Annotated in this window: 20 protein-coding genes; 2 read left to right on the top strand and 18 right to left on the bottom strand. The window is 63.2% G+C overall.

From position 1 onward, the window contains the following. Positions 1-11: 11 nt before the first annotated feature. Complete coding sequence (locus FJ934_RS02890; protein WP_140607147.1) at positions 12-890, bottom strand: cytochrome c oxidase assembly protein; 879 nt, start codon at positions 888-890, stop codon at positions 12-14. Further along, the gene (locus FJ934_RS02885) at positions 887-1144 is read right to left on the bottom strand and encodes a hypothetical protein (protein WP_246671419.1); all 258 of its coding nucleotides are present in this window, start codon (positions 1142-1144) and stop codon (positions 887-889) included. Before FJ934_RS02885 ends, FJ934_RS02890 begins: the two co-directional genes overlap by 4 nt. Before the next feature lie 416 nt (positions 1145-1560). Between FJ934_RS02885 and FJ934_RS02880 the strand changes: the two genes are divergently transcribed. Then, the gene (locus FJ934_RS02880) at positions 1561-2136 is read left to right on the top strand and encodes a sigma-70 family RNA polymerase sigma factor (RefSeq protein WP_140607145.1); all 576 of its coding nucleotides are present in this window, start codon (positions 1561-1563) and stop codon (positions 2134-2136) included. Here FJ934_RS02880 and FJ934_RS02875 read toward each other — a convergent pair whose 3' ends face one another. The 10 genes from FJ934_RS02875 to FJ934_RS02830 form a co-directional block, all read right to left on the bottom strand. Next, positions 2137-2322, bottom strand: coding sequence for a hypothetical protein (locus FJ934_RS02875; RefSeq protein ID WP_140607144.1), 186 nt, complete (start codon positions 2320-2322; stop codon positions 2137-2139). Positions 2323-2602: 280 nt separating this feature from the next. After that, the gene (locus FJ934_RS02870; protein WP_140607143.1) at positions 2603-3523 is read right to left on the bottom strand and encodes a class I SAM-dependent methyltransferase; all 921 of its coding nucleotides are present in this window, start codon (positions 3521-3523) and stop codon (positions 2603-2605) included. Beyond that, positions 3520-4515: a GNAT family N-acetyltransferase gene (locus FJ934_RS02865; RefSeq protein WP_140607142.1), complete on the bottom strand. Its 996-nt coding sequence runs from the start codon at positions 4513-4515 to the stop codon at positions 3520-3522. The genes FJ934_RS02870 and FJ934_RS02865 overlap by 4 nt, the downstream gene beginning before the upstream one ends. After that, positions 4512-5576: a glycosyltransferase gene (locus tag FJ934_RS02860; RefSeq protein WP_140607141.1), complete on the bottom strand. Its 1065-nt coding sequence runs from the start codon at positions 5574-5576 to the stop codon at positions 4512-4514. The genes FJ934_RS02865 and FJ934_RS02860 overlap by 4 nt, the downstream gene beginning before the upstream one ends. A 12-nt stretch (positions 5577-5588) precedes the next feature. After that, the gene (locus tag FJ934_RS02855; RefSeq protein ID WP_140607140.1) at positions 5589-6521 is read right to left on the bottom strand and encodes a beta-xylosidase; all 933 of its coding nucleotides are present in this window, start codon (positions 6519-6521) and stop codon (positions 5589-5591) included. Next, positions 6514-7275 (bottom strand): TIGR04290 family methyltransferase, encoded by a 762-nt coding sequence (locus tag FJ934_RS02850; protein WP_140607139.1) that lies wholly within the window; start codon positions 7273-7275, stop codon positions 6514-6516. Before FJ934_RS02850 ends, FJ934_RS02855 begins: the two co-directional genes overlap by 8 nt. A 1-nt stretch (position 7276) precedes the next feature. After that, positions 7277-8080 carry a sugar phosphate nucleotidyltransferase gene (locus tag FJ934_RS02845; protein WP_140607138.1) on the bottom strand — a complete coding sequence of 268 codons (804 nt, stop codon included), beginning with the start codon at positions 8078-8080 and terminating at the stop codon, positions 7277-7279. Next, complete coding sequence (locus FJ934_RS02840; RefSeq protein WP_140607137.1) at positions 8080-9180, bottom strand: glycosyltransferase; 1101 nt, start codon at positions 9178-9180, stop codon at positions 8080-8082. Before FJ934_RS02840 ends, FJ934_RS02845 begins: the two co-directional genes overlap by 1 nt. 13 nt (positions 9181-9193) lie before the next feature. After that, positions 9194-9790 (bottom strand): histidine phosphatase family protein, encoded by a 597-nt coding sequence (locus FJ934_RS02835; protein ID WP_140607136.1) that lies wholly within the window; start codon positions 9788-9790, stop codon positions 9194-9196. Beyond that, entirely contained in the window at positions 9787-10890 is a 1104-nt protein-coding gene (locus FJ934_RS02830) for an inositol-3-phosphate synthase (protein ID WP_140607135.1), read from the bottom strand. Before FJ934_RS02830 ends, FJ934_RS02835 begins: the two co-directional genes overlap by 4 nt. 152 nt (positions 10891-11042) lie before the next feature. Here FJ934_RS02830 and FJ934_RS02825 point away from each other — a divergent pair, with 152 nt between their 5' ends. Continuing rightward, positions 11043-12791, top strand: coding sequence for a hypothetical protein (locus FJ934_RS02825; RefSeq protein WP_140607134.1), 1749 nt, complete (start codon positions 11043-11045; stop codon positions 12789-12791). Between the two features lie 10 nt (positions 12792-12801). On the opposite strand, the gene FJ934_RS02820 is transcribed toward FJ934_RS02825, so the two are convergent. The 6 genes from FJ934_RS02820 to FJ934_RS02795 all read right to left on the bottom strand — a co-directional run bounded on the left by FJ934_RS02820 (position 12802) and on the right by FJ934_RS02795 (position 18659). Then, complete coding sequence (locus tag FJ934_RS02820) at positions 12802-12987, bottom strand: hypothetical protein (RefSeq protein ID WP_140607133.1); 186 nt, start codon at positions 12985-12987, stop codon at positions 12802-12804. 210 nt (positions 12988-13197) lie between these two features. Further along, on the bottom strand, positions 13198-14244 hold the full coding sequence (locus FJ934_RS02815) for a UDP-glucuronic acid decarboxylase family protein (protein WP_140607274.1): 1047 nt from the start codon (positions 14242-14244) through the stop codon (positions 13198-13200). 23 nt (positions 14245-14267) lie between these two features. Continuing rightward, complete coding sequence (locus FJ934_RS02810) at positions 14268-15377, bottom strand: glycosyltransferase (RefSeq protein WP_140607132.1); 1110 nt, start codon at positions 15375-15377, stop codon at positions 14268-14270. Further along, positions 15374-16468, bottom strand: a complete 1095-nt coding sequence (locus tag FJ934_RS02805; RefSeq protein WP_140607131.1) for a glycosyltransferase — start codon at positions 16466-16468, stop codon at positions 15374-15376. The genes FJ934_RS02810 and FJ934_RS02805 overlap by 4 nt, the downstream gene beginning before the upstream one ends. Further along, complete coding sequence (locus FJ934_RS02800) at positions 16465-17595, bottom strand: glycosyltransferase (protein ID WP_140607130.1); 1131 nt, start codon at positions 17593-17595, stop codon at positions 16465-16467. The genes FJ934_RS02805 and FJ934_RS02800 overlap by 4 nt, the downstream gene beginning before the upstream one ends. Before the next feature lie 2 nt (positions 17596-17597). Beyond that, positions 17598-18659: a glycosyltransferase family 4 protein gene (locus FJ934_RS02795; RefSeq protein ID WP_246671418.1), complete on the bottom strand. Its 1062-nt coding sequence runs from the start codon at positions 18657-18659 to the stop codon at positions 17598-17600. Positions 18660-18673 lie beyond the last annotated feature (14 nt).

Here is an 18673-nt window from a genome sequence, read left to right as displayed (position 1 = left end):
TGCGGGCCGACCTAACTTGGCCGAAGCGCATCGGCGCCTGCTCTGGTTTCGCTTGATCGAATCCAAAGGCCGGCCATGAGAAGCGCTGCTCCGCCATAGACAAGGCCAGCCGGAATCCACATCACCAATCCCGCGAGCTGCTGGTCTTCGATAGGGCTCAGGTTCCACAACGCCGCGCCGACAGCGTTTTGCGGATACCAGAGCTTCGGCGACAAAAGCAGCAGAACGCCAAGCAGACCGGTGTGCAGCGAGGTGACGAACAGATGCATCACGGCGTTGCCATAATTCTGCTGGCGGCCTGGACGTGGCAGCAAGGTCCACCAGAAGAGCAGGCCAGTGCCGAAGAAGCTTGCGTGCTGCGCGTAGTGCAGCACGCCCTGCTGAAGTGCTATCTCGAACAGGGCCGGGATGTGCCAGACCCATATCGCGATGCCGTGGATGACGGTCGCGTTGAGCGGACGGGCGACGAAGGCCCAGGTCATCCGCAGCAGTTTCCCATGCCCGATCGTTCCAAGATTGCGCCGAAACCCGGCGGGCAATGCCCACAGCAAGGCCGCGGCAGGACATGCTGCAACCAGCAAGGGCGCCGCCATGGCCATTAGCAGTTCATGTTCGATCATGTGCGCAGCAAAGACCCGTTGGCCAAGCGCATGGATCGGACTGACCAAAGCCGCCGTCAAGACAATCCAGCCCATGGCGAACCACAGTGCCTGCCGTGCCCGTATAGGCCTGCCGTGGCCACTGCGGCGCCACAGCCGCGTCGCGCCGGTCGCATAGGCAATGGCCACCGCCATCAGCGGCAGGGTAATCGGCAGCGCCAAGGTCCATCCCGCTGCCGGCGCGCCCGCGCCGTAGCAAATCGAACTGGAGAAGAATGCATCGAAGCTCATCGCAGGCAGCCATCGACGATGAGTGCGGCGCTGGCTTGCATGAGGATGACCAGCGCAAACAACAAAGCCGTCCCCATGCCGAGATCGGCAATGAAGCGTTCAGTGTTTTGCTTGCGCCCGGAGGCGCCGTGTAGCCGCCTTGCCCGCCATGATAGCGCACCTCCGACGAGCGAAAGCAGCGTAAGCGTCAAAGCCAAGGGCAGCACGACTGGCACTTGATGGGCGCATTGCCAAGGCACCAGAACGTAGTTCACTTGCGTCGCGATAGCCCAACTCAGCGGTCCTGACAGGAGCCCGCACCAGGAAGAACCCGATAGAACCGTGCGCATCCGAACTCGGTGTCCGCTTCACCAACGTGGGAACCCGCAAAGCGACCATGCTGAAGAATTCCGGCTGTCGCGCGAGCTGCCACTTCCAGCTATGTTGCCACAGCCGCCGCGGATCTAACGACGGTGCGAAAGCAATGTTCCGACAAGGAACAAATGGCCTCGCGGGATCACGTGGACCATTCGAAACGAACCCGGCTTCGGCGGCCCAGTTGACCGGGAGCACGATGGGTCGAAAGTTGGCGGCAGGGATCCTGGAACGAGTTTACGTCCAGACAGGAACGATCCTCATTCTCCTGCATTCTTCCTAGTCTCCGTTAACATTTTTTGCCGAGGGCCGACCATTGTTACTCCAGGACCGCGCGAACCAGGCGGATAGCATTTCCATCGTCGATCTGATCCCGGCGCTGAGGGCTTTCGCGCGCACTTTTTGCCGCGCCCCCGGGGACGCCGACGATCTGGTGCAGGAGACCCTGACCAAGGGTCTTGCCAATCTGGACAAATTCGAGCCGGGAACGCGAATGAAATCCTGGCTCTTCACCATCATGCGCAACACCCACTATACCCGCGTCAGAGCGGCAGCCAGGGAGGCGCCCGGGCTGCTTGACTGCGCCTCCAGCCGCCCGATTTCCGAAGCGTCCCAGGACTGGTCGATGCAGAGCAAGGAAGTACACGGTGCCATCCAGGCGCTTCCCGCGCATCAGCGCGAAGTGCTGATGCTGATCGGGGTGCTGGGGGTCAGCTACGAGGAAACGGCAGAGATATGCGGGTGCGCGGTGGGAACCGTGAAAAGCCGCCTGAACCGCGCACGCGCGGGCGTGCTGGAAGCGCTTGGCGAGACCTCGTCGCAATCACTGGTCGAAAGGCGCAGTTATTTGTCCGAAGACCATTACGATACCGGCGCCGAACGCCACCGATAATCAGCTCAACTTGATCGTCGTCTCGCGTAGGCGCTTTTCGACCAGCGCATTCTGCAGCTCCATCGCAAGCGCGGTCAGGCGATCAGGAACTTTCTCCTGTTCGATGGCTGACAGCAGTGACGCAATCTCCTGGTCCATGCCTAGACTTGCCTGGGGGCCAAGGTTGCGCTGGCTCATGCGAGACATCGCATTCTCTTAACAAATGATATTCCTGTAAAACAGTGTGCACAGGCGGCCGGCGTTTGCAAGGCAATCCCGGCCTGCAATCCGGCCGGCCTCCGGCTCTGCACAACATTGTTCGGCAATCCGAAATTTTCCCTTCGAGCCGTCACGGTAAGGCGACGATTCAGCTCAGCGCGGTCGTCCACCGACGGTCCCTCGATCGGTTGCCATCGAGCCGGCGTTGCAGGGCATGCCGATTCCAACTGGACATCGCTGCGATTCCTCTCGAACACGGGTTGAGGCACTATGTTCCTCCGGCTCGAAGAAGAAATGCAGTTCCGTCCCAGCGGCTGAATGGCATTTCCGCGTCGACGATGATCCGCATGCCGGACGCGTTTGCGAACCGATGGATATCGTAGCGGTCAAGGGCGACCGCCCCCCGGTAGGAGTAGTTCAAAACCGCTGCCATGCCGCCGGGCCTGAGCACCCGCGCCATCTCGCTCAAGTGCCGCTGGGCAAGCCCGGCTAGCACCAGATAGGGAAAACTGTCGATAGCCAGTATGCCGTCGAAACTCTTGTCGGCGAAGTCGGTGAGGTCCAAGCCTGATGTCTGCCGCAGTTCCACATTGGCAAACGAGCATTGCCCGCCTGCGATCGCCAGCATGGTCGAGGAAATGTCGATGCCAACCAAACGGCCGACCATGGCGTGAAGGGCCCTTTCGAACCGACCAATGCCGCACCCGATATCCAGTATGTCCTTGCCGGATCCGGTAAAGCCGTGACCTTCCAGCCAGCCGACAATTTCGGCCGTCGTTGCCGCCAGGATTTCCTCGTCGCCGAGCGAGGACAATTGTACACTCGCGGCAGGCGAAATGGCGGCCGCGCCGTCAAAGCCGCTCGCCAGCCGCTGCACGGTCGCTGCCGCCATTTCACTCTCGTCAATGTCATGGCAAACCGCCGCGGCCGCTGCGCGAAGGTCTTCGAAATCATCCAGCTTACGCAAAAGCAGCGCAGCAACGGATTTAAGCCAATATCGTTCGGCACTGTCGTTTGACCGCATGGTCAAGGCGATATCCGCCAAATCCGCCGCGTCAATTCCTGTGTCCACATGAACCGCCAGCCTGGCGAGGGCGACTTCGGGGGAAACGCCGTCGATCATGCAAATCTCGAGCGTGCGCATTGCCGCTGCCGCCTCATGGACCGATCCGGGACGCGGCGCCGTCATGCCGGCGTGCTCCGCGTCCACATCCTTTGTCTGGTCCAGCGGTCGAGCGCGCCCCAGCCATATTTGTAGCTTTCCTGGCCACGCAGGAAATCGAATTCCCGCGCGCCTTCACGGAGAGCCTCGCCAATGGCGTGACCGATCAGGATCGCTCCCGGGCTCTCGCCGGCATAGGCTGGATCGAAGCCGCCGAGATAGGCATAGGCGCGGCGGCCATGATGGAACCCGTAATAGGCGCCGACAACCGAGCCGCCGATCTCGATCAGCCAGCATCGGGCCAAGCCCTCCGCCGCAAGGCGGGGGAGGGCATTCCGGTGAAATTCCCGCGTGGCGGCGTCAGCCAGCACGCCACCGCCTTGCCCATCCCAACGCGCGCCATGCAACCGGATCAGCTGGCCGAGGAATGTTTCGGGATCGGCCTCGGCGCGCCGGATGTCGACACGGTCTCTGCGGCGTGCGGCTTGGTGGGCGCGGCGCAACTGACGCCTGCGCCGGGCGGGGACGCAACCCGTCAGCGACGCATCGCCAGCTAGCGAGAGTACCGGGCATGCGGCATGGCCCGAATGGCAATTCTCCCGCACGGCCGGCAGTGTCAGGGCCAGCGCGGCCGCCTCGGTCGCGAGATCGGGCAGGATCCATTGCGACCATTCGAGCGAGAGTACAGCCTCGGCGATTGCCGCGTTGACCGCTGATTGTTGTTCCGGTGCGCTCAAAATGTCGAGATAGTCGCTGAGTGAAATGCCGATCGGCAACAATCGCGGACCGGAAGCGTGCGCTTGCTGATAGAGCGGCGCCAGGCCGGCAAGATCGTGTCCGTTCCATACGGCGATCGCCGTCAATTCACCCGGCGCGAATGTCTGCCACCATGGCAGGAGCCAGGCGGGAGACTGGAAAGGCGTCGCGGCGGGACATCGCGACCAGAGCCGCCGCCAGCTCGGTCCAAGCGCCTCCAATGCTCCTTCGTCGCGGATGATCTCGGCGTGGAGACCACTCACTGCTCGGTCTCCAGCGCCGGCTGGCGAGCGCCAAGCCGCGCCAGGCCTTCATATGCATCCATGTAAGACGAGATCATACGCTCGAGGGAGAAGCGGCGGCGCGCCTCGGTCCGGCATGTTTCGTTGTCGAGACCGGCCGAGGCCATGATGGCTCGCGCCATCTCGTCGACGTCGTCGACCAGAAAGCCGGTCTTGCCATGCTCGACGACGTCGGGCAGCGCGCCATTCGGAAAGGCAACGACCGGCGTGCCGCAAGCGAGCGCCTCCATCGCGACAAGCGAGCTTGTTTCGGCGGCGAGGCTGGGGACGACCAGGCAGCGGGCCGCATTGAGAAAACGCCGTTTGGCGAAAAAGCCGAGCGGTCCGAGGAAGCGCCTGTGCCTGTCGAGACGCGGCGCGACTTCATCGTCGAAGTATTGGATATGCGTCTGGTAGGGATAGAGCCTGCCGCCGACGGCCAGCGGCACTTCCGCCTGTTTGGCCGCTTCGAGTGCGAGGTGAATGCCTTTCTCGGGGCATATTCGACTGAGCACCAGCGCGAAATTGCGCCGCGATCGGTTTTCGCTCAAAGCATCGATGTCGACGCCGTTCGGAATCGGCGGCACCAGAATGGAGCCGGCCGGAGCTGTTTCCTGCTGCGCCGCCGATACCGCGTGGAGCCAGAGGTCCTCGCGCACCGGTCGTAGCACCGCCGGCGGGTACCATTGGAGCGGCAGGTGCAGTGTTACCAGCGTCGGGCCAGTGTCCGGCAGGTAAGCATCGAAGTCGATGCCATGCAGATGAACCACATCGACCGGCCAGCGTGCGCGGGCTTCAGCGATTGCCGCACGATGCGCATCCTGAGCCCGCCTCTTGGCTGCTTCATCGAGTACGCCCGTTTCGGCAGGCGTCTCGATCAGGGTACCGGTCGTATCTGAACCCTGGCAAGCGACGACAAGGGAACGATGGCCCATCCGCACCAGCGTCCGGTCCAGCATGGACAGCACTTGTTCCGCGCCGCCGACGGCGTCAGGCCCGACCGGGGCCAGGGGATAGGCTACATTGAGGACCGTGAGGGTCACAGCACGAAGCCCTCATGCGGCCGAGGCCCGGCGCGCCGGAACCGCGCCGGCGCTGATCCCGGGCGCATAGCGCTGGATCATAGCGGCGCAAAATTCAGCGAATTCCTCCGGCACCAAAGGCGGGCTGGTGTGGTGGGGTTGCAGGCCACGATGTTCGGGCGTGAAGCAGAACGTGACCGTAACATTGAAATCCTCAAGCGCCTGCATCTGGCGGTCGAACCAGTCGAGCGCGTTCGGCCTGAAACTGTCGGCCCAGGACAGGCCTGTACGCATATGGGTGACGCCGAGCCGTTTCATCCAGGCAACGGCATCGTCCAGCCGATGGTCTTGGTAGTGGAACCACTGGACCAATCCGATCTGCGGAGCGTAGCGAAGGAATTCCTCGAGTGCCGGCTTCGGCGTGCCGTCTTCGCGCAGCAGGCCCATGTAGAAGTGGCGGTAATAGGAAGATCCTTCCGCTTCGCGGTGGCGCGTGGTGGCTTCCCAGGCACGGGGGAGGTCGTAGAGGCTGTACCATTGGATGCGCGGCGCATTGCCGATCAGCAGTTCGGCCGTACGGCGCAAGCCCCATACCTGGACCTCTTCCGCGCCAAAGGTCGAGATACCAACTTCGCTGACCCAGACCGGGAGGTCGATGACCGCGGAAATCTCGCCGAGCTTTTGCGGCCACTCCTGGATTTGCCAAAGGTTCCAGTCCAGCGGGAAACCGTGCACGGCGACAGCGTCGAGGTGATCGAGCACGCCGAATTCCTTCATCCGGGTCATGAACCCCGCATCGATCGGCGAGATACCGCCGAGGACCTTGGTCACTGCCGGATTTTCCCGCTTTATCGCATCCGCGGCCAGGATCGCCATGGTGGCGAAGCGGCTCCAGTCGGGATCAAGCTCGGGATCCCAATGGGACTTGTTGTTGGGCTCGTTCCAGATCATGGCGGCTTCAATCATCTTGTCTCCCTTTCACCGGATAGACGGCACCGCCGCCGGCCGGCTCGCCGGCCACGCGGCAAAAATAAACCTCCGTTTCAGGATGCCGCACGATCTCGAATCCGGCGCTGCGCAGCATGGCCTCGGCGCAGGCGCGGTTCGGAATCCACCAATTTGTCGGATCGTCGGCGTAGCGGTGCTCGATGAAGTGAAGTTTCGGGAATTCCGGCTGGTCAAACAGCTCATGGCTCCAGAAATGGTAGTTCTGTTCGAGCTCGGGCAAATCGGTGCTGCCGCGCTGCATCGACTGGAAGATCAACAGATCGGCCACGACGTGCTCGCGGATCAGATCGAGCGCCAGCAGCGGATGACGCAGATGGTAGAGCACCCCCATGAACAGCACGATGTCGAAGCTTTCGCCCAGACCGCCGACGTCATAGACCGACAATTGCCGGAATTCGATCTCGCAATCCGCGACTTCGGCGGCAAAACGGGCCTGTGCCAGATAGGCCTCGTCGAAGTCGATGCCGAGCACACGGTCGGCGCCACGCCTTTTCATTTCGATCGAATAGAAGCCGGCGTTGCAGCCGATATCGAGCACGGACTTGCCCGTCAGGTCGGCCGGGATCGCGTCCGCGAACTTGCGCCATTTGATCAGCGGATAATTGCCGAGGAAATGATCGGGCGCGGTCTCGACGCCGGCCAATTCCATATTGTGGAACCACGGCCCGAGCGCATCGATGCGACGACGTATATCGGCATTGGAATGCAGCATTCTAACCTCCTTCGCCTGGAAAGGACGGTACGTGCGAGCGGCCCTGGGCCGTGAACAGGTGCGAGCCTGCGTCCGCGGGGACATCGTTGTTTTCGAGCAGGCGCAGCGCCGTGCGGTAGCCGTTGAAGGTCCCGACATCGACGTAGGCGGTGCCTGCCTTGACACCATAAGCCTCACCTCCAGAAGCCAGGTAGGCATTGATCAGCGTGCCCAGATATTCGTCGTAACGGTCCCGCTCGCGCCACAGCGCGGCAAGCTGGTGGAAGATACGGCCCGGCATCTTGAACGCGCCCCAGATCCAATTGGTCGCGGCGTCGCGCTGCTTGACCTGAATTTCCCTCACCCGGTCGCCCTCGTCGACAACCACGGCGTCGAAGAGTTCGGGACGATCAACGGGGAACAGCAGGAAGGACAGCCGGTCGTCGGCAAGCCGGCAGAAACCATCCTCGGGAAACCAGATGGTGTCAGGGAGACCGACGAGAACCGTCTCCTGTGGCGAGACCAGCGGCTCCGCGCGGAAGATCGCGTCGCAAAGACCGACCGGGGAGGGCTGGGCCACGAAGATGGCGGTCGCGTTGTCGTAGCCCGCCGCGTAATATTCCAGGATGTCCGATTTGCCCGACCCGATGACGAAGCAGATCCTGTCGACGCCATTGAGCACCATGCGCCGCACGAGATATTCGCTCACCGCGCAAGGACGTTCGGTCTGTCCGTCCAACCTGCTGCCGACCGGCAGCAACTCTTTCGAGAAGCCGAGCGGTTGAATACGGCTGCCGCGTCCGGCGGCCGGCACTATGCCCAGCATCAAACGGCTTCCTTCATCTGTTCGCGCGCCGGCGCATGCAATGCGTCGTTCAGCATCTGGTCCAGATCCGCGGCGCGCCGCGCGGATGTGTGTTCGTCAAGCACACGCTCGCGGGCGCGCATGCGCAGGGTGTCAAGCTCCCGGTCCGACAGGCTCAAGGCGGCGACCACGTCGTCAGTGGTGTCGGCGAGCAGGATCTCGCTGCCGGGTTCAAAGAAACTGTCCAGGCCCGGCCATCTGTCGCTGATGATTGCGGCGCCACAGGCTGCCGCCTCGAACAGCCGGCCCGAGGGGCACCAGCCCTTTTTCGCCATCGCCTCGCGGGTGACATTCAGCGTCAGCCGCGATGAGCAGAAGAAGGCTGGATGATCGGCTGGCGGCAGGTGTCTGACAAAGAAGATGTTGTCGCTCCACGGGAATTCCTGCGGATACTGCGCGCCGCCGATGATGAAGCGGCGATCGGGGAGCCGGACCGCGGGCTGCACCAGCAGCTTCTCGACGCCGGCCTGACGGTCCGCGGCATAAGTGCCGAGATAGGACAGGTCGCCGGCAAAATCGGCTCTTGCCTGAGCCGGCCGGTGGCGTTTCGGATCGACATGGCCGTAAAGCGGAGCGACGAAACCCGCGCCGAGCACCGTCTTCAGCGCATCGAGCGCCGGCCCGCCCGTATAGCTCAGCACCAGATCGAAATCGCGCAGGCCTTCCGGACCGAAATAGGGCGGCCATTCGCCTTGCTCGATCCTTGTCAACGTGACGGGCGTGTCGAGATCATAGAACACCTTCAGTCCACGGCAGGCTTGCTGCGCAAGCCGCGAGGCTTCGACGGCGTCGGGGCAATAGGAGGTGACGATGACCACATCGGCATGCTGGATCGTGGCCTCGGCGACACGGCGGATATTGTCCCAGTCGGGATACAGGACGAGGTGACCGCCATCGAGATGGTCGAGATCCCGGGTTCCGGCATAGTAGGGCGTATCATGTTCGAAGAAGCTGACAGACCAGCCCAGCCGCGCCAGCGCCCGTATAAGCCCGCGCCATAGCGTGGCATGGCCGTTTCCCCATGAAGAGGTAACGGTGAGGCCGAAAATGACCATCCGCATTTCATAACTCCTGTCAGGCGCTTTCATTGAGGCGAATGAGTTTCGAGCCCCAGTCGCCATGCACGATCGTGGTGATCGACGCCGGCTCGATGTCGAAGCGGAAGCAGTCGCCGAGCTGGAGACCGAGCACCTTGCATACCGCTGCCTTGATGACGTCGGCGTGGCTGACAAGCGCAACGCACTGGCCCTGGGTATTTTGGCGCAGAGCGTCCATCAGGCCGACGATGCGCTGCTGGACATCCAGCATCGTTTCACCGCTCGGCGTGCGCGCCTGTTGGCGTTGATCATTCCACAGGCGCCAGCTGGCGTCCGCATTCAGCTCGTCGAAAGTCTTGCCCGACCAGACGCCGAAGTCGATTTCGTCCAACTCCTGGCAGATCGCGATGTGGTTGACGCCGCAGGCAAGCGCGATCGGTTTCGCGGTTTCCAGCGTGCGCTCGCGCGGACTGCTGCAGATGGCGGCAAGGGGTTCGCGGGCCATGCGACCGGCGAGATGCTGAGCCTGTGCCTTGCCGGCTTCGCCGAGGCGGATGCCTTCCATTCGGCCCGCCAGATAGCCGCCGACATTGTCGTGCGCCGCATGCCGGATCAGAAAAAACGTCGTTGTCATTCGGCGGCGTCGAGCATCGGCTCGTCCTTGCCGGAGATGAAGGCGAGGGTGCGCAGGCGTGCCTCGGCGTCCGTGAACTGCTCCGGCGGCGATTTCATGAAATAGCTGCAAGGCCCGGTCAGGGCGCCTGCAATGCCGCGGTCGAGCGCGAGTTTGGCGCAACGCACCGCATCGATCACCACGCCGGCGGAGTTGGGCGAGTCCCACACTTCGAGCTTGAGTTCAGCGTTCAGCGGCACGCCGCCGAAGGTCGTGCCTTCGACACGAATATAGGCCCATTTGCGGTCGGTCAGCCAAGGCACGTGGTCGCTTGGGCCGACATGGATGTTGCCCGCCTCGAGCGGAACGTCGAGTTGGCTGGCAACGGACTGGGTCTTGGAGATCTTCTTCGATTCCAGCCGCTCGCGTTCCAGCATGTTGAGGAAGTCTGTGTTGCCGCCGAAATTGAGCTGGTAGGTGCGGTCGATGCGCACCCCGCGCTCACGGAAAAGATTGGCCAGCAACCGGTGCACGATGGTCGCGCCGACCTGGCTCTTGATATCGTCCCCGACCAGGGGAAGGCCACGCTGCTCGAACCGCCGCCGCCATTCAGGACGCGAAGCAATGAAGACGGGGATGCAGTTGACGAATGCGCAGCCGGCATCCAGCGCGCATTCGGCGTAAAAACGCGTCGCCTCTTCGGAACCGACCGGCAGATACGATACCAGCACCTCGCAACCACTGTCGCGAAGCGCCCCACAGATGTCGGCGACCGGCTCCTTCGACTCCTCGATTTCGTCTCGCAGATATTTGCCGATGCCGTCGAGCGTGGGACCACGCTCGACCCGAACGCCGGTCGGCGCCACATCGGCGAAGCGGAAGGTGTTGTTGGGCGCGCTGTAAATCGCTTCGGCGACGTCGCGCCCCACCTTGGTCGTTGCGACGTCGAACGCGCAGACGACCTCGACGTCATCGACATGATAGCCGCCGAGGTCGGCATGCATCAGTCCGGGTATCGGCTCGTTGCTCTTTGCGTCGCGATAATAGGTCAGCCCTTGCACCAGGGAGGATGCGCAATTGCCGACACCGACGATGCCGATACGAACTTTCTTCGATGCCACGAAACCGACGCCTCTGTTGGTTGGAGGTAAGTTCCTCGCTGCCGAACCGGGAGCGGCCACGAATGTTCCTTCAAATCGTGAAAAATTGCGGCGCCCGGCACGGATCAAACAGGGCTAGTCGGCGTTGGCGGCGGGATAGTCCGGCAGGAACGATGATCGTCTTTGGTGACCACAAGCAGGTGCACAGCGCGTCGCGGCTCAGAGAAGCCGCCTGCGAAGCAGCGGCGGACATCGGCTCGATGCCGGCCGGCATCGAGCGGCATGCTGCCCTGGTGGGCCTGTTCATAAGCGTTTCGGAGCTGGCCCAGGGCCTTGCCGACATCGAGTTCCGGGCCTCTGGGCTCGACAGCAATTCACTGCGTCAACGGCAAGGCGCAAAAATCCTTTTCGGGCTGGCGCAGGAAGTTGCGTGGTCCTGGCAATGCGGCTTTGTCGCTAGCGGAGCGCTGAACGATGATATTCTCGTTATGCTTCGGGACCTGGATTGCCAGAGCGAAGTCGTCACCGGGGCCGCCGAAGGCTATGCCTTTTACGCGCTCTACCCCGAAACCTATCTTGTCGCCGCCCGACGTTCCGGGCTTGCCGCGAACACCTGCGTCATCGGCATTCGCAGCATCGGTCTCGGGCTCGCCGCGATGGTCGCGGCCGCCATCGGCGCCCCACCGCCAGTCAGCGTGCGGCCCATTGGGCATCCTTTCCGCCGCGGCATCGCTGCCGATCCCGAATTGATTGGCGGTTGGCGCCACGATCCGGCCGCCCGATTTGCCATCGTTGACGAGGGGCCTGGCCTTTCCGGCAGTTCGTTCCATGCGGTGATAGCGTGGCTGCTTCACCTTGGCATCGACATCGAGCGCATCCATTTGTTTCCCAGTCATTCTGGCGAGCCGGGTGCCCAGGCGTCGCCCGACATACGTGCGCTCTGGCTCCGCTGCCGCCGCCATGTTGCGGATTTCGAGCACGCTTTCGACCGTTCGACGGCGCCGTCGCTGCGAGACTGGGTCGCCGAGCTTTTGGGCAGGCCAGACATCCGGCTGCGCGAGATCTCCGGCGGAGCCTGGCGCGAGTGCCTCCGAACGCAGCCTGAGTGCTGGCCTCCGGTTTTCGGCGGTTTCGAGCGGCGCAAGTTCATGGCCTCGGAAGGCGCGAAGCGATGGCTGGTCAAGTTCGCCGGAATTGGCGAAACCGGCCGAAGCAAGCTGCAGTCCGCAAAGTCGCTCCAAGAGGCCGGCTTCGGTCCGCCGGTCGTGGGGCTCCGCCACGGTTTTCTGATCGAGCGCTGGGTCGACCCGGAAACTGCTGATGAGGCTCATATATCCAGGGACAGGCTCATCGAGCATCTGGGGCGGTACCTCGCCTGGCGCGACGCCAATTTGCAAACCACGCAAGCCGGCGCTTCATTGGCAGAACTCGCAGGCATGGCAGTCTTCAATTGCGCCCGGGCGCTGGGGGAGAGTCATGGGACGCGATTGCGCGATTGGTTCGCCAGCCGGCAGCTGCCACAAACCCAACGCAAGGTCGAGATCGATGGGCGGCTGCATCGCTGGGAATTCTTGGCGCGCGCCGATGGCACGCTCATCAAGACAGATGCTGTCGATCATTGCCGCTCGCATGACCTCGTGGGCTGCCAGGCTATAGAATGGGACGTCGCCGGAGCCTGCATCGAACATGGCCTGACCAACCTGGAGGTTTCGAAGCTCGTCAGTTGCATGGAAACCGGAACACGGTCTCTCATCGACCTTGACCTGGTTGCCTACATGGAGCCCTGCTACCTGGCTTTTCAGCTCGGCTTGTGGACCATGGCGACCCAATCCTGCAACGAGCGGGAGCGCACCCGGCTGGCCGATACCGTCCGGCGTTACCAGGCGGGGCTGCTGCGTTTCGTCGAACTGGCAAGGGCCTGAAGCCGCGAGCTCAATCCAAATTGCGCAGCATGTCGGCTTCTTGTTCCAGAATCGAGGCAACCTCCTCGCGCTGCAGATGCGTCATCATCAAGCTGATGCAACATTCGAGATAGGTGATGGAGGCCCGCCGCAAATAGGCGGCCGTTTCGCTGGCGGCGATCTGATCGATGTCTCTGGCGGATCGTTTCGGTTGCACGGGTCCTTCTCCATCCGGGCTTCCCAGAGCGGTTCAGCGTATGATCGAACCGTCGACCGGCTAGGTTGCTGTTTCGCGCAATTCCGGACGGAAAACCGCTTCGCACCTTTCCCGGAATTGCTACAGCCCAACCCCGAGAGCCCGTGGATGTTCCCGGCCGTGGCAGAATTGAACACCGCGAACCATGTCATTGCGCCAGCCCGGCAGTCTTCAAACCGGCAGGTTCTGCGCCTTGCCTGCCCTTGAACCGCCAGTGGCGGCAATCGGGGTCAGGGAGGCATCCATCCGATCCGTGTCGAGCTCGGCGAAGTAACCGATCGTCTGCAGCAGGCCCTGTCTGAGAGGCACCTTGGGCGCCCAGCCGAGCAGCGTTTTCGCACGCGTTATATCGGGCCGGCGCCGGCGCGGATCGTCTTGCGGCAAGGGCAGGAACGTCACGGCCGACCGCGTGCCTGTGATCTCGCGTACCAGGCTTGCCAATTGCAGGATGGTGAATTCCCCAGGGTTGCCCAGATTGACCGGCTGGCGCGGATTTGGATCGATGTCCATGAGGCGCAGCAGCCCGTCGACGAGATCGGTGACATAGCAGAACGACCTGGTTTGATGTCCGTCGCCGAATATCGTCAGCGGCCGTTTCTCGATGGCTTGCATGACCAGGTTGGAGACGATGCGGCCGTCGGCCGGATCCATCCTCGGCCCGTAGGTGTTGAAGATGCGCGCAACGCGGATATCGGCTTTGTCGGCACGCAGGTAATCGAAACAAAGGGTCTCGGCCGTCCGTTTGCCTTCATCATAGCAGGCCCGCGGCCCCGTGCAGTTGACATGGCCGACATAGTCCTCCTTTTGCGGGTGCTGTTCGGGATCGCCATAGACCTCGCTGGTTGAAGCCTGCAGGAACCGGGCGCCGTTGTCCGCCGCGAGTTCAAGCAGATTGAATGTGCCGATGACGCATGTGCGTGTCGTGTGAACCGGGTCCGCCTGATAGCGTGGCGGGGACGCCGCGCAAGCCATGTTGAAGATGCGGTCGACCGGTTCGCCGAGTTCCAGCGGGGTGCAGATGTCCTGTTCGATCAGCCGGAAGCGCGGCCGGCCGACAAGTGGCCTGATATTGTCCATTCGCCCGGTAAGGAAATTGTCGACACAGATCACCCGGTGACCATCCCGGAGCAATGTTTCGCAAAGGTGCGAACCGAGGAAACCCGCGCCGCCCGCGATAAGCACCGTCTGCGTCCGTTGCGCCTTTCTTGATTGCCGCATCTGTATCTTCTCCTGTCTGCCAGTCATGCCGCACTTCCAACGTCCAGGCCGAGGCCTGAACGCATCCGAGCCGGTGGTGCCAGCCGGGATATGAATTCACGGGCCCGGGCGATGCCGGTGTGTCTCGTCAGAACAAGCTTGCGAGCCCGGTCCGCCATGGCGAGCCTTGCACGATCGTTCTGTCCGCTCAGGATCGCGATCACGTCGTCGGGTTTGTCGGCGGTTTGAATGGTCGATTCGGGAAAAAAGCTGTCGAGGCCCGGCCACCGGTCGCTGATGATCGGCGTGCCGCAGGCGGCGGCCTCGAACAGCCGCACGCTCGGCGACCATCCGGCCGCGATCATCGATGCGCGGGTGACATTCAGCGTGCAGCGCTGGCGGCTGTAGAAGGCGGCATGCTCGGCCGGAGGCAAATGTTCTATACGCTCGACATTGCCGGGCCAGGCGATATTAGACGGGTATTGCGAGCCGGCGACCACGAAGCGCCGCCGCGGCAGCCGGCGCGCTGGCTCCAGCAGCAGCGCTTCAAGAGCCGGCTGCCGGTCCGAACTGTAGGTGCCGAGATAGCCGAGATCCCATTGGATGGCATTGTCCGTCCGGTGGTGCCGCTCCGGATCGACGGAACAGTAGAGCGGCTCGGCTCTTTGCGCGCCGAATTCGGACTGCAACCGGTCGAGCGTCGGCCCGCCTGTGAAGGAGAAATAGACGTCGAAATACGGGATCTGTCGCCTTGCCAGATAATCGCAGTCGTCTTCGGCGATCTGCGCCAGCGTCACCGGCGTGTCGATGTCGTAGAAACACAGTTGCCCGCCGCAGAGCGACGCCACAGTGTCGATCACTGCCTTCCCCTCGGGCACAAAGGATCCGACCACCACAATATGGGCTCGCCGCAGGCGCCGCTCGTGGGCACGACGCAGTTCATCGAGCGTTTCGTAGTAGAGCAAGGTGCAGAAATCGGGCTCCCGCAGATCACGATGGCGCGCGTACCAGGGCACGTCGCGTTCGAGGAACGTGATGCGATGGCCCAGTTCATGAAGGCCTCTCAGCAACCCGCGGAAAGTCGTTGCATGACCGTTCCCCCAGGACGAGGACAGCGAAAGGCCAAGGAAGACGATGTCGAGTTGCTTCGTCATTCCGCCGCCTCCACGGTAGGGCGTCCGACGTGCTCCTTGAAGACGGTATCGACCAGGGCCCCCCTCAGAGTGTAGGTGTGCTCGCCAAGAACACGTCGCAGTGCTGCCTCGCCGATCGCCTTTGCCCGGGCGGACGTCAGTGTCCGCACGATCTCCGCGACGTCGGCACCGTCTCTCGCGACCAGTATTTCCTCACCGGGGGTCAGGAACATCTCGACACCGAGCCAGGCATCGGTGACGATGCAGGCACCTGCCCCCGCCGCTTCGAAAATCCGGGTCGCCGGCGAAAAGCCGTTGGCGGCCATGCTGTCGCGGCTGATGTTCAGCACCGCTTTCGGCGTGACGTTGAAGGCATTATGATCCCTGGTCCCGACATGGCCGAGCCAGGAGACGTTGCCAGGCAGAGGTTTGTCTCCCCACCCGGATCCGCCGAGCAGGAAACGCTTGCCGTCCAGCGCTCGGGCCGGTTCGAGGAAAAAGGCGTCGACGCGCGCCTCGCGGTCGGGCAGGCGGTTGCCGAGAAAGGCAAGATCGCAAGCAAAACGCCGGTCGCCGGCGACCGGATGGTGTGTCTCGGGATCGAGCGCGTTGTAGATCGGCACGCATTCGGCCGCGCCGAGGGCGCGATATTCCCACACCACGGGGTCACCGCCGCCATAGGTCAGCACGAGGTCGATCCTGCGCAAGGCATCGTGCAGCGGATGGTCGGCGTCGGCGCGCAACTGGCTGATCGTTGCAGGGGCGTCGACGTCCCAGAATACGGTGATCGCATCGGCGCGGGCATGCTCGAGCACCGCGCTCAGCAATGCGTCATCCTCGAAACCGACGCCACTTGCCTTGACGACGATGTCGGCCTGCGCCGCGCAAGCCGCAACCTGCATCAACGCATGCGGCGCCGGCTCGTAGACCACGACGGTGCACCAGTCGGGGGCCTCGATGTCGCGGTTCTTCTGCCGGTCGTAGACGTCGGGTTCGTAGAAGGTGATGTCGTAGCCGCGGCGCGACAACGCCTTGAGCAGCCCGCGATAATAAGTCGCCGCCCCATTCCAGTACGACGACAACAGGCTTGATCCGTAAAAGGCGATTTTCATGCGGCGGCCTCCTTTGCGGGCATTCGAGTGGCTACATGACGGTTGCCACATGCGGCCAGTATGTCGAACAGTTCGTCGGCTCGGTGCCGGCATGTGTGTCGCGCCAGGATGGTTTCGAGCCCGGATGCGGCAAGCGTCAGCGCAAGCTCTCCGTCATGCAGCACGTCGCTGAGGTGACGGCGCATCTCGTCGCCGTCCCGCGCGAAAAGGAAATCCTGTCCGGGACGGAACAGGCCTTCGGCGTCGGACCAGGGCGCCGACACAAGGGGAATGCCGCAGGCCAGCGCCTCGAACATGCGGATCGTGGGGATACCCGGCAGACCCTGCCGATAAGGCCGGCGGGGAATGTGCACGGTGACGCGATGCTGCGCGAATATTTTCGGCACATCGGCATTGGCGACCCAGCCCTCATAGTGCAGGCCCGCATCGGCGAGCGCGTTGAGCGCGGCCGGCGGGTAGCGCACGCCGTGCACCGTTCCCGACAAGATAAGCTCGCGTGCTGGATCGATCAGGAATTCGCGGATTTCGGCGCTGCGCTCGTCATCCCCCCAATTTCCGACCCAAACCAGATCCGCGATGGGCTTCATGCGCCGGCAGGGTTTGAACAACCGCACATCCGCCGCCTCGTGCCAGGTGAAGGCACGCTTGCCCCAGCCGGCCCGAAGATAGCTCTCTCGCAAGGCTTCGCCAAAGGCGAGCACGCCGTCATAATGCTCCAGCGTGAGGGCCGAGATGGCTTCGGTCGCAGACACAGCCCGGTGGTGCGTATCGTGGAACAGGAGTGTGAAATCGCCTCCATTGGCCCGCGCGCGTCCAACGCGCGCGATGAGGTCCGGCGCCGTCCATTCGTGGACGATCACGACATCGGCGTCGGCGATCCGGGCTTCGTGATCGAACGACGCATCATAGGTCACAGGCATCAGCTCCGGGAAATCGTTCCTGAAGCGCTCCACCGCGAAGGACCCTTTCTCCGCCAGCAGGTTGCAGCGGCTCCAGCCGTCCGCCGGCTCGAGCGCGATCACATAATGTCCCCGAGCGATGAGTTCGCGCATGATGCCGCGCTGGAAATGCGCATTGCCGTGGTTCCAGTCCGAGACGGCGGAATGGGTGTAGAACAGGAAGTGCATGGCTACCGTTCCGTGGCGGCCATCGCCGCCTGCTCGTGGATTTCCCGCATGGCCGTCGCTTGCGAGCGCGGCGAGAATTTGCGCGCCCGCCGGGCCGCGCGCTGGCCGAGTTGTCTCCGCAGGACGTCGTCGTGGACAAGGCGGGCGATGCAGCCGGCAAGGGCATGCTGATCACGCGCGTCGAAGAACAGCGCCGCGCCGTTCCAGATCTCGCGATAGGTGCCGATGTCGGCCAGGACCAGGGGGGTGCCCGCCATCGCCGCCTCCAGGGCCGCAAGCCCGAAAGGTTCATAGCGAGACGTCGACACGAAGATTCCGGCGCGTGCCATCAGCCGCCTGACCTCTTCGTGAGGGATCGGCCCGAGCGACACGCAATGCTGGAGACGCGCGTGCTGTCCTTCAGGCCCGTCGAGCGGACCGGCGGCAAAGAAGGGCCATTCCGCGATCGCGGCCGCGCCATCCAGCACCGCGGGATTCTTTCCCTCGTCCCACCAACGGGCCGCTGCAAAGACGAATGTCTCGCGATGCTCGGCCGCCGGGCCTGGTGCCGCACTGTTGTAGACGACGCTCAGGCGGGGGATCGGGCCATAGCAGATCTCGAGCATATCGGCGTGGCTCTGGCTCGGGGCCACGACCGCATCGGCCCGATCCAGGCCCGCTCTGTTGCGATCCCTTTGCCAGGCCCAATCGTTCGCGACCGCCTCGCCGCGCACCGCGTGCAGCCATGTGACGACACAGGAATGCGATACGGCGACAACCGGGCAGGGCAGGTCGAGCCCGGCCGCCTGCGCCGGGGCGTTCAGGTGAATGAGATCGATGGCGTAGACCCTCGCAAGCTCCCGCAATTCCTCGGGAAGCTGATCAAGGTCGCGTTGATCGTGCGTCATCCAGTCTGGCGGGGTCTTGAGCCATTCCAGGGCGGTGAAGGATCGTGCCTCTTCCGCCTGTTCGGCAGAAGGCGGTGGCCCCAGGCCGGCAAGCACGACGCTGTTGCCCGCGGCAGCGAGCTCGCGTGAAAGATCGAGCGAATATTGCCACACGCCGCCGACGGCATCGGTGGTCATCAAGATACGCCTTG

The sequence above is a fragment of the Mesorhizobium sp. B2-4-12 genome (assembly GCF_006441575.1).
GTDB lineage: Bacteria > Pseudomonadota > Alphaproteobacteria > Rhizobiales > Rhizobiaceae > Mesorhizobium.
This window is presented reverse-complemented; position numbering and strand designations above follow the sequence as displayed.

What these genes read in the sequence shown, in the direction of transcription:
- FJ934_RS02890 (WP_140607147.1), bottom strand. Translation starts at nt 890, where the DNA reads ATGAGCTTCGATGCATTCTTCTCCAGTTCGATTTGCTACGGCGCGGGC.
- FJ934_RS02875 (WP_140607144.1), bottom strand. Translation starts at nt 2,322, where the DNA reads ATGTCTCGCATGAGCCAGCGCAACCTTGGCCCCCAGGCAAGTCTAGGC.
- FJ934_RS02870 (WP_140607143.1), bottom strand. Translation starts at nt 3,523, where the DNA reads ATGACGGCGCCGCGTCCCGGATCGGTCCATGAGGCGGCAGCGGCAATG.
- FJ934_RS02855 (WP_140607140.1), bottom strand. Translation starts at nt 6,521, where the DNA reads ATGATTGAAGCCGCCATGATCTGGAACGAGCCCAACAACAAGTCCCAT.
- FJ934_RS02850 (WP_140607139.1), bottom strand. Translation starts at nt 7,275, where the DNA reads ATGCTGCATTCCAATGCCGATATACGTCGTCGCATCGATGCGCTCGGG.
- FJ934_RS02845 (WP_140607138.1), bottom strand. Translation starts at nt 8,080, where the DNA reads ATGCTGGGCATAGTGCCGGCCGCCGGACGCGGCAGCCGTATTCAACCG.
- FJ934_RS02840 (WP_140607137.1), bottom strand. Translation starts at nt 9,180, where the DNA reads ATGCGGATGGTCATTTTCGGCCTCACCGTTACCTCTTCATGGGGAAAC.
- FJ934_RS02835 (WP_140607136.1), bottom strand. Translation starts at nt 9,790, where the DNA reads ATGACAACGACGTTTTTTCTGATCCGGCATGCGGCGCACGACAATGTC.
- FJ934_RS02825 (WP_140607134.1), top strand. Translation starts at nt 11,043, where the DNA reads ATGATCGTCTTTGGTGACCACAAGCAGGTGCACAGCGCGTCGCGGCTC.
- FJ934_RS02815 (WP_140607274.1), bottom strand. Translation starts at nt 14,244, where the DNA reads ATGCGGCAATCAAGAAAGGCGCAACGGACGCAGACGGTGCTTATCGCG.
- FJ934_RS02810 (WP_140607132.1), bottom strand. Translation starts at nt 15,377, where the DNA reads ATGACGAAGCAACTCGACATCGTCTTCCTTGGCCTTTCGCTGTCCTCG.
- FJ934_RS02805 (WP_140607131.1), bottom strand. Translation starts at nt 16,468, where the DNA reads ATGAAAATCGCCTTTTACGGATCAAGCCTGTTGTCGTCGTACTGGAAT.
- FJ934_RS02800 (WP_140607130.1), bottom strand. Translation starts at nt 17,595, where the DNA reads ATGCACTTCCTGTTCTACACCCATTCCGCCGTCTCGGACTGGAACCAC.
- FJ934_RS02795 (WP_246671418.1), bottom strand. Translation starts at nt 18,659, where the DNA reads ATGACCACCGATGCCGTCGGCGGCGTGTGGCAATATTCGCTCGATCTT.